General features: G+C 55.2%; 7 protein-coding genes. 2 read left to right on the top strand and 5 right to left on the bottom strand.

What is annotated here, in order from left to right:
- The first annotated feature begins 51 nt into the window (after nucleotides 1-51).
- Both QMG93_RS24680 and QMG93_RS24685 read left to right on the top strand, forming a co-directional pair.
- The gene (locus tag QMG93_RS24680; RefSeq protein WP_281941207.1) at nucleotides 52-966 is read left to right on the top strand and encodes a DUF2167 domain-containing protein; all 915 of its coding nucleotides are present in this window, start codon (nucleotides 52-54) and stop codon (nucleotides 964-966) included.
- A gap of 165 nt (nucleotides 967-1131) precedes the next feature.
- A complete protein-coding gene (locus QMG93_RS24685) occupies nucleotides 1132-2067 on the top strand; it encodes an MraY family glycosyltransferase (protein ID WP_281941208.1) in 936 nt (311 codons plus the stop codon).
- 104 nt (nucleotides 2068-2171) lie between these two features.
- Here QMG93_RS24685 and QMG93_RS24690 read toward each other — a convergent pair whose 3' ends face one another.
- The 5 genes from QMG93_RS24690 to QMG93_RS24710 all read right to left on the bottom strand — a co-directional run bounded on the left by QMG93_RS24690 (nucleotide 2172) and on the right by QMG93_RS24710 (nucleotide 8014).
- Nucleotides 2172-3170: a zinc-dependent alcohol dehydrogenase gene (locus tag QMG93_RS24690; RefSeq protein WP_281941210.1), complete on the bottom strand. Its 999-nt coding sequence runs from the start codon at nucleotides 3168-3170 to the stop codon at nucleotides 2172-2174.
- 41 nt (nucleotides 3171-3211) lie between these two features.
- Nucleotides 3212-4024, bottom strand: a complete 813-nt coding sequence (locus QMG93_RS24695) for a carbohydrate ABC transporter permease (protein ID WP_281941212.1) — start codon at nucleotides 4022-4024, stop codon at nucleotides 3212-3214.
- A 27-nt stretch (nucleotides 4025-4051) separates the two neighbouring features.
- Nucleotides 4052-4984 (bottom strand): carbohydrate ABC transporter permease, encoded by a 933-nt coding sequence (locus QMG93_RS24700; protein ID WP_281941214.1) that lies wholly within the window; start codon nucleotides 4982-4984, stop codon nucleotides 4052-4054.
- 87 nt (nucleotides 4985-5071) lie between these two features.
- Complete coding sequence (locus QMG93_RS24705; RefSeq protein WP_281941216.1) at nucleotides 5072-6358, bottom strand: extracellular solute-binding protein; 1287 nt, start codon at nucleotides 6356-6358, stop codon at nucleotides 5072-5074.
- A 279-nt stretch (nucleotides 6359-6637) separates the two neighbouring features.
- A complete protein-coding gene (locus QMG93_RS24710) occupies nucleotides 6638-8014 on the bottom strand; it encodes an extracellular solute-binding protein (RefSeq protein ID WP_281941218.1) in 1377 nt (458 codons plus the stop codon).
- Nucleotides 8015-8109: the final 95 nt, after the last annotated feature.

An 8109-nucleotide genomic window follows, 5' to 3' on the forward strand; every position in this document is an offset into this window, starting at 1 on the left:
ATAAAAGGAAAGTATGTCCTAACAAAGAACCGACAAAAGGAAGGGATTGGATTGAAAACGTTACGTCTTGCTTTCATCTTTCTGCTTTCGCTGGGGCTTGTCGCCGGACAAGCATCGGCCGAGGGCGAAGGAGCAAAAGGAAACAACTACCGCTGGATTCAAGGGGGAACCAAGGTTGACCTCGGGACGGTAGCCACTTTGGATTTGGGCACTCCGTTCGTTTTTCTGAACGGCGACGACACCCGCAAGCTGTTGAAGGATTCGAAAGATATTCCGTCAGGCAAAGAAATCGGCAGCATTTTTCCCGTCAACGAGCAAGAGCAATGGGAAGTCATTCTTGAATATATCGATACCGGACATATTAAAGACGAAGAGAAGAAAGATTTGGATACCGATGCGATTCTCAAGAGCTACCGGGAAGGAACGGAAGAACAGAACAAGCAGGTGCCGGATGAAAACAAACTGCAGGTGACCGGTTGGGACGTGAAGCCTTTTTACGACGAGAAGACGCATAACCTTACCTGGTCGATTGCGGCCCAGAACGCTCAAAAGGAAGCGCTCGTGAACTATAACGTCCGTATGCTGACCCGAACGGGTTACATTTCGATCGTTCTCATCTCCGACCCTCAGCATCGTGCGAAGGATCAGGAGCTGCTGGCCAGTCAGATCATTCCCAAAATTGCTGCAAAACAAGGCCAACGGTACGAGGACTTCGATGCGTCGAAGGACAAAGTAGCGGAATACGGGCTATCGGCCCTTATCTTAGGCGGCGCCGGGCTTGCCGTTGCCAAAAAAGTCGGGTTTCTCGCCATGATTGCTCTCTTTTTGAAAAAAGGATGGGTTATCGTCCTCGCCCTGCTTGCCGGCGGCTGGACATGGATCAAATCCAGAATAAACCGTTCGCGGCGGAACAACCAACCCGCTCCGCAGGAGACGGCGGCAAAAGACGAAAACGCAAGCTTGTAGCAGCCTGATACCGATCTCATACGCCCAGGCTGCCTGACGCAATCCTGATAAACCGATGACTGCGCTTTGTCTCGGATAAGCCGTGTGGTATAATGGAAAATCATAGCCACTCGATTATTGACGGAATGTGGAGGGATTTTTATTCTTTACGTGGCCGCGTTTCTCATGTCATTTACGATTGTATTCCTGCTCATCCCCCCGCTGCGCCGCTTGGCGTTTCGCATCGATTTTGTCGACAAACCCAAAGTCGACAACGAAAGGAAGATACATAGAGAACCGATCCCATTGACGGCCGGACTTGCTATCTTCGCGGGATTCGTGATCACCTACCTGTGCTTCGTGCGGGACGATTGGAAGCAGTCCGCCGCCATCCTGGCCGGATCGCTGTTGATCCTCGTCATCGGCATGGTGGACGATTGGTACAAAACCCACGGCAAGGAACTCGCCGCTTGGCCGAAGCTGATCGTACAGCTGTCCGCAGCCGTCATCGTGTACAGCTCCGGCGTCGTCTTTTACGGGTTCCATAATCCGTTCACCGGAAGCGACGTCATTCTGCCGGTTTGGCTGCAATTTTTTCTGACGGTCATGTGGATTTTCGGGGTGACGACAGTCATTAACTTTACGGATGGCATGGATGGGCTGGCCGGCGGTTTATCGGCGATTTCGGCGGTCACGCTGTTCGTTGTCGCGCTGGCCAAAGCGCAGTCCGATTCGGCGATGCTCGCCATCATCCTGGTCGGAGCGGCGCTAGCCTACTTGAAATACAACAAGCCCCCGGCCAAAGTGTTTATGGGCGACGCGGGCGCGACGCTATTCGGCTTTCTGCTCGGCGTCATCGCCTTGGACGGGGCGTTCAAAGGCGCGACCGTACTATCGCTGCTCGTTCCGATCTTGGCGCTCGGTGTACCGATCTTCGACAACCTGTTCGTCGTGTTCAAGCGGATGATGAACGGCAAGCCGATCTACCAAGCCGACGCCAGCCAAGCGCATTACCGGCTGCTGCGCAGCGGCTTGAATCCGAAGCAAGTCGTACTGTTTCTTTGCTTGATCAATACGTGCTTCAGCTTAACCTCGATCATTTTACTTTTGCTTACGGTCTAATCTATCGTGTCATTTATGGGAATTGCAAAACAAGCCCTGCCGCACAATTGCGGCAAGGCTTGTTTTGTTTTTATAGCAAGAAGACAGGTTCCCAAATCCTCCGGTCAGTAAGTAAGCAGCACGCCTAGCGTTTCTTTCGGAGCGCGCAAGTACCATTCGTACGCCTCTTCTACCCGGTCCACCGGAAGCTTCTTGGAAACGAGCGGCATGACGTCAATCTTCCGCTCGCCAAGCAAGCGGATATATTCGTACATGTTGCGCCCTTCCGTCCAACGCACGAAGCCGATCGGGTAATCGACGCCATCCTGTTCGTAAGCGGCGTCGTACCGCCCCGGGCCGCCCGCACGCGCGATGCGCAGCTCCGCTTCTTTGGCGAACATAAGCTCCCGGGACAGCTCCGCATGCATGTCTCCGACAATGACAATGCGGCCCCGGTCCCGCAGCCAGCCCAGCGACCGGTTCAACAGCTCCGCGCCCCCGCCGCCAGCGCACAAGACGACCGCATCCGCGCCTTCGACCAAATAATCCGCCCGCAGCGAGTCCTCCAGCTCTTCGTAGGAACCAAACACCGCTTGGAGCCCGGAACGCCGGAGCATCGAGCACCGCTCCTCCAGCAAGTCCAGCGCGTACACCCGGTATCCCGCCGCTTCCGCAATCTGACAGGTGAGCTGGCCGAGAATGCCCAGTCCGACCACGGCTACTTTGCTTCCGAATTGCAGCTCTGCTTGCCGAAGCCCGTGAATCGCAATCGCTCCGAGTCCGACGAACGCCGCCTCTTCGGCCGACAAAGAGTCCGGAAGAGGAACGGCAAGTGCTTTCGGCACGGCGAGCAGCTCTGCGTGCTTCACGTACGGGGCTCCGTAGCAGGCGACCCGGTCGCCCGGGCGGACATGCGTTACCCCTTCTCCGGTTTGGAGCACCGTGCCGACCGCGCTGTAGCCGAGCGAGACCGGACTTGCGCCGGCCCGCTTTTTCATTTCGATCTCGGTGCCCGGACTGATCGCCGAACAAATGGTGCGAACCAGAATCATATTCGGCTCCACGACCGGCTCGGGCACTTGTCTGACCTCCGCCTCTCCGTTGATGGCGACTACTGCCCTCATGATGGTCTCCCCTCTCTCTTTCCCAACCGAATCTAAATCCATTATTTTAAGCCGGACATCGTAATGCCTTCGGTGAAGTAACGCTGGAAAAACAAAAAGATCAAAAACGTCGGAACGAACGAGATGACCGCCCCGGCCATTTCGAAGCCGAAATTGCCCTCCTTGGTCAACAAGGATGCGAGACCCACCGTGAGCGGGAACATTTTCTCGGACGTCGTAAAAATAAGCGGCGTAAACAAATCGTTCCAGCACGAGATGAACGCAAACGTTCCGACGGTCGCCAGCGCCGGCTTGGCCAGCGGCACCATAAGCCGGAACAAAATTTTGAAATCTCCGGCCCCGTCGAGATAAGCCGCTTCTTCCAGATCCTTCGGGATCGTCTGCATGAACTGCCGCACCAGGAATATGCCCATGATCGCCCACAGCTCCGGCACGATAATGGCGGAATACGTGTTGATCCAATGCAATTTGCTGAACATGATGTATTTGGGAATAATTAACATTTGATTCGGGATCATGACCATCGCCATAAAGCACCAGAAGATCGTCTCTTTGAACCGAAACCGCTTCTTGGCGAAAATATATCCGAGCACGCCGGCGAAAAACATCTGCGTCGCCACCGGCAGCAACGTTATGACAAGCGAGTTGAACAGCCAGCGCATCATGCTGCCGCTCTTGAAAATGTAACCGTAGTTGTACCAGGTCGGCCGGTCGGGAATCCAAAAGGAAGGATCGGCGAGCGCCACATCCAGCTTTTTGAACGAACCCAGCACCATGACGACAAACGGGAACATGAACGCGATGCCCGCCAGCACGAGCGGGATATAGACCAGCGCTTTTCGCCAAGCCGTCATGCCGTTCGCCCCCTTTCTCCGCGAAGTTTAATGATAGGACACGTCTTTGCCGAGAAATTTGCGCTGCACAAGCGAAATCGTAAAAATGATGAAAAAGAGCACGTACGCCAGCACGCTGCCGTACCCGAAGCGCAGCGACGTGAAGCCTTCCTGATACAAGTAGTACACGATCGTCGTCGTCGAATAATCCGGGCCGCCTCCCGTCAGCAGAAACGCGGAGTCGAAAATTTGAAACGAACCGATGGTCGTAATGATCGCCACGTAAAAATGAATCGGCAGCAGCAACGGAAACGTGACGCTCCAGAACGTTCGCCACCCCGTCGCACCGTCCATCTTCGCCGCTTCGTACAGGTGCCCCGGAATCGATTGCAGCCCGGCGTAATAATATACCATCGTGCTGCCGCATACTTTGAAAATGCTCAAAGCGGCCAGCACCGGCAGCGCCTGCCTCGAATCGGAGAAAAAGAGCTGCGGTTCGATTCCCGCATAGCTGAGCAGATGGTTGATCACCCCGTAGTCCGTTCCTTTGAACAGCCAGGCCCAGATGCCTGACAAGATGACGAACGACGTGACGACCGGAAGGAAGAACATCCCTTTGAACAGTCCCGCCAGTTTGACTCTGGAGTAGACGAGCAGCGCCAAAATCAAGCCGAGTGCCATCGTCGGCACGATATAATAGACCGAGAACAGCACCGTGTTCCAGATCGACCGCCAGGCCAGTTTATCCTGCAGGAACCGTTCCCAATTGCCGAGGCCCGCGAAGGACGGCTCGCCGATCATCGGCCAATCCATGAAAGTCAGCACGAAGCTGAAAACGAGCGGAGCGAACTGAAATATGAGAAAATGCAGCAGCACCGGCACCAGAAAAACGTAGATGATGGCGTTCTTTCTCCAGCTCTGCGCGATCCGGCCGGACAGCCTGCTGTGCTTTTCGATATGCGAGTTTCGTACGGATTCCATACGGCGAATCGTCACCTCCGGCAGGTCCGAGGCGCTGAGTGAGGCGGCGGCAGTCGCTGCCCCTCCCCGCCACTTTAAATTTTCGAATCATTTTTTCGCGTCGAGCTTAAGCGCTTCGGCGGCGGCCTCGGCCGCTTGCTTCGGCGTCTTCTTGCCTTCCAGCATCGCACCGATCTCCGCTTGAATCTTGGGCATAAACCCGCGGGCGGCCGGATGGGAGATACCGGGGATCGTCAGATCTGCGTACTTCATAAATTCCTTCATGTCTTGGTCGTCGTTATAAATGTCGCCCGCCGATTTGCGTACGGGCAAATAGCCGGTCAATTTATTGAACGCCTTGGCCGTATCCGTATTCGTGAGGAATTTGGCGAATTCGACGGCAGCGGCTTTATTTTTGCTCGTTTTCGAGACGATGAACATGCCTACCGTGCCGAAGCTCGCCTGCTTTTCCTTTTTCAGCGGCGCCCCGATCACGTATGGTTTTTTCTGCGCTTTCAGCGTAGCCAGCGTCGAGCCTTGTCCCCAGACCGCCAGCATTTTGCCAGACAAAAATTCAGGGAACTGGTTGTCGTTGGAGATCGAGTCCTTCGGAATCCAGCCGTTGTCGTACATTTTCTTCACATACTCGAACGTCCGTACGCCTTGGTCATTGTTCAAAATAATGCCGCCTCCGCCGTCCGTCACGTTGCCGCCGCTCTGCCACAGCAACGGGTACAGCGTCGCATTGCAGCAGCCCGCGCCGCCTTCGAAGTTACGCGCATAGTAGCCTTTGGCCTTCGCTTTCTCGGCCCAGCGGTCAAATTCGTCCCAGGTCGTCGGCAGCTTCGCCGGATCTTCGCCGATCGCCTTGATCACGTCCGGGTTGTAGATCAGCGTCTGGACCTCCTGCAGAATCGGAAGCGCATACATTTTGCCTTGATAAGTTGCACCGGCTAACGCTCCCTTGCTGAAATCGTCCGTATGAATGTCCTTAGCGTAGGCGTCAAGCGGCTCCAAGGCATTATTGCCGGCAAACTGCGGAATTTGATCCGGAAGCTGATAGAAGACATCCGGACCGGACCCGGCAGCGAGCGCGGTCAATATTTTTTGCTCCCGGTTTTTCCACGGAATCTCTTCGTAGTTCACTTTCACGTCGGGATACTTCTGCTTGAACGCAGCGATCGTATCGTTCCAGAACGCTTTGAGCTGCTCCTTCTTATCGTCGCCAACGTAAGGATGCCCCCATACGGTAATTTCTCCGGCTACCTTATCCCCGGCCGCGCCAGGAGCGGCTGCGTTGTTAGAACTGCTCGCATCATCCGAGCCGCAGCCGGACAATATGATGCCGAGCGAAAGCACAGCCGGCAGCATCATCGATAATGCACGTTTGGTCATAGATGTGACCCTCCTCGCTTGTAGACTGAACTGACGAATCCATGACTTGTTTCAGACCCACCGGACGTTGATCGACGGTTAACTCTGCTTTCTTTTGACGGACGGGCCGTCCTCCTTTCAGTCATAAGAACCAATAATGATCCAGTTCATGAAAAAACGATTTCAGATACAAACTAGATCATATCTGGTATTTATTTATACTATAACGATCTCGGAAAGCGCTGTCAACCGTCCGCAAAAAAATTCCACAGCCCCAGAAAAAAGAAAAGCCGTCCGGCTTCAGGAGATCGCCTCCTCCAGCCGACGGCAAATCGTATCTTCCTCTTCCATCCGGGACCAGAACCACTTCAGCTCCCGGTGCATCGCCTCCACCTGTCTCGCGTTCAGATGAATGTCCGTCGTCCAGCGGAACGACGGAATAATTTCGCGGTACATGGGGTAGCGCGACGGATGCTTGACCGTTCCCTTCCCGCGCCATTCCGCGGCCTTCTTCAGGCTCGGAATGCTGAAGGTGTTCTGACGCAGCGTCAGCTGGGCCGCTTCTCCCAGCAGGTAATCAACCAGCGTTCGCGCCGCTTCCTTTTGCTCCGAATGACGGTTCATCCCAAGCGCAACCGAAAGCAGCAGCGTCCTCGGCTCGTTCAGGTACGGCAGCGGCGCCACGTCGAAAGAAAACCCCGCCTCCCGGATATCGTTCAAGCTGAAATAGGTCGTCATGATCATCGACACTTTTTCCTGCAGGAACAGCGCTTCCGCGTCGGCATCATTCTCCGCCGCAAACCGCGGGAACATGCCTTCCGTGTAGACCAGCTCGCGGCATTTGCGCAGCCCTTCCATCAGCTTCGTCCCGCAAAACGACGGACGCCCCTGCGCGTCGTAGCGGACCGCGTCCCCGCTTTGCAGCAAAAATACCGGCCACCGGTTCTGCGACAGGAAATAAAAATAAAACCCGAACCGCCCCTGCTCATCCGCGAGCTTCTGCGCCGTTTCGGTCAAATCGTCCCACGTCCAGCCGCTGTCCGGTTCCTCCAGACCTTTGTCGGCAAAATGATCGCGGTTATAGCACAGCACAACCGGGGAAAAGGCGAACGGCTGCGCCAAGTACCGGTCGCGGTGTTTGAAGGCGTTCTGCAGAAACGGGTATTGCCCGGCGGGCGGGCTCATGGGCTCCAGCCACTCCTGCCGGCCGCTGTCCACCACAAGCTGATAATCGGTATGGTTGATCGTAAATACGTCGACCATGCCGCCCTTCATATATTCTTCGATCGCCTGCGCGTAATTATCGTAAGGAAGGGCTACCGTCTGCACCCGGATATGCGGATAGGCAACATGAAAATCCGACAGCAGCCGGTTCAAGTCCATCTGCTCCATGACAGAGGTGTAATACCCCAGCTTGATCGTAACGCTGCCCTGGACCGCGGGGCTGCTGACCCGGTTGCCGACTCTCGGCACCTTCTCGATCAACTGCTCGTCCACCAGCATTTCCAGTCCTTTGCGGACCGAATTTTTACTGAGCTGGTACTGCTTGCCGAGCTCCACCTCGGACGGCAGGTGTTCTCCGACGGAGAGCTTGCCGCTGACGATATCTTCCCTGAGCTGGGCAACCATATGATCCAGACGCTTATGAAACGTCGTGCGGCTGGGCTTTTTCGGCATCGCAATGTCCCTCCTGCCTGTCGAATAAACTGGTTCTCATCTAGTTTATATAATGGCGGGTTCGATGTCAATGCACGCAGAATTTACAAGCTTAT

The organism is Paenibacillus tyrphae (assembly GCF_027925525.1).
Classification (GTDB): domain Bacteria; phylum Bacillota; class Bacilli; order Paenibacillales; family NBRC-103111; genus Paenibacillus_G; species Paenibacillus_G tyrfis_B.

What these genes read in the sequence shown, in the direction of transcription:
- QMG93_RS24685 (WP_281941208.1), top strand. Translation starts at nt 1,132, where the DNA reads ATGTCATTTACGATTGTATTCCTGCTCATCCCCCCGCTGCGCCGCTTG.
- QMG93_RS24700 (WP_281941214.1), bottom strand. Translation starts at nt 4,984, where the DNA reads ATGGAATCCGTACGAAACTCGCATATCGAAAAGCACAGCAGGCTGTCC.
- QMG93_RS24690 (WP_281941210.1), bottom strand. Translation starts at nt 3,170, where the DNA reads ATGAGGGCAGTAGTCGCCATCAACGGAGAGGCGGAGGTCAGACAAGTG.
- QMG93_RS24695 (WP_281941212.1), bottom strand. Translation starts at nt 4,024, where the DNA reads ATGACGGCTTGGCGAAAAGCGCTGGTCTATATCCCGCTCGTGCTGGCG.
- QMG93_RS24710 (WP_281941218.1), bottom strand. Translation starts at nt 8,014, where the DNA reads ATGCCGAAAAAGCCCAGCCGCACGACGTTTCATAAGCGTCTGGATCAT.
- QMG93_RS24705 (WP_281941216.1), bottom strand. Translation starts at nt 6,358, where the DNA reads ATGACCAAACGTGCATTATCGATGATGCTGCCGGCTGTGCTTTCGCTC.